Below are 990 nucleotides of genomic sequence, written 5' to 3'. Positions count from 1 at the left end.
GCGCGACGTCGCGCTCGGTCGGGGTGAGCGAGGCCCAGCCGCTGGCCGGCCGCTTGCGCCGCCGGCGGCGGCGGCGGGGTCGGCGGCGCGGGCGGCGCCGGGGGCATGTCGGCGCCGGCGGCTCCGGTGGCAGCGGCGGCCACGGCGCAACCGCCGGCGGGGCCGGCGGGAGTGGCGGCAACGCCGGCATGCTCAGCCTCGGCGCCGCCGGCGGCGCCGGCGGTATCGGCGGCGAGGGCGTCACCCCCGGCGGCATCGGTGGGGCGGGCGGCGCCGGCGGCAGCGGCGGCATGTTCTTCGGCGACGGGGGCGCCGGCGGCGCCGGCGGGTTCGGCGCCCTGAACGGCGGGCGCGGGGGCGCCGGCGGTCAGGCCGGCATGCTCGCGGGCTCCGGCGGGGCCGGCGGCACCGGCGGCGCCGGCGGCACCAGCATCGGCGGCCTGGGCGGCGCCGGCGGCGGCGCCGGGATGATCGGTGACGGCGGCAACGGCGGCAGCGGCGGCGCCGGCGGAACCGGTGCGGGCAGCATCGGCGGCGCGGGCGGCGCGGGCGGCAACGCGGTGCTGATCGGCGACGGCGGCAACGGCGGCAGCGGTGGGACCGGCACCTTCAACCCGGGCAAGGCCGGAGCGGGCGGCAGCGGCGGCCAACTGTTGGGCCTCGACGGCTTCAACGCGCCCGCCAGCGCCAACCCGGTGCACACGATGCAGCAGCAGGTGCTCAGCACCATCAACGCGCCGACCCAGGCGCTGACCGGGCGCCCACTGATCGGCAACGGCGCCAACGGCGCTCCCGGAACCGGCGCGGCCGGCGGGGACGGCGGGTGGTTGTTCGGCAACGGCGGCACCGGCGGATCCGGCGCGCCCGGCGCCGCGGGCGGGCACGGCGGGGCCAGCGGGCTGCTCTTGGGCTCCGGCGGGGCGTCGGCGGTGGCCGCGCAGCTGACGCCCATGGCGCAGGCGCTGCAGATACTGCCCGGGTTCGCTCAAG

General features: G+C 81.6%; 1 protein-coding gene and 1 pseudogene. Both read left to right on the top strand.

Annotated features, from left to right (window positions below; translation table 11 throughout):
* Positions 1–728: 728 nt before the first annotated feature.
* Positions 729–824: pseudogene (locus tag A5673_RS30720) on the top strand (PE family protein); the annotation flags it as partial.
* A 3-nt stretch (positions 825–827) separates the two neighbouring features.
* Positions 828–990, top strand: a 163-nt coding sequence (locus A5673_RS30715; RefSeq protein ID WP_369806528.1) for a hypothetical protein, incomplete at its 3' end; no start/stop codon positions are given.

The organism is Mycobacterium sp. E3198 (assembly GCF_001667015.1).
Classification (GTDB): Bacteria; Actinomycetota; Actinomycetes; order Mycobacteriales; family Mycobacteriaceae; genus Mycobacterium.
Note: the sequence above shows the minus strand (reverse complement) of the source record. Positions and strands in the feature narration are given on the sequence as shown.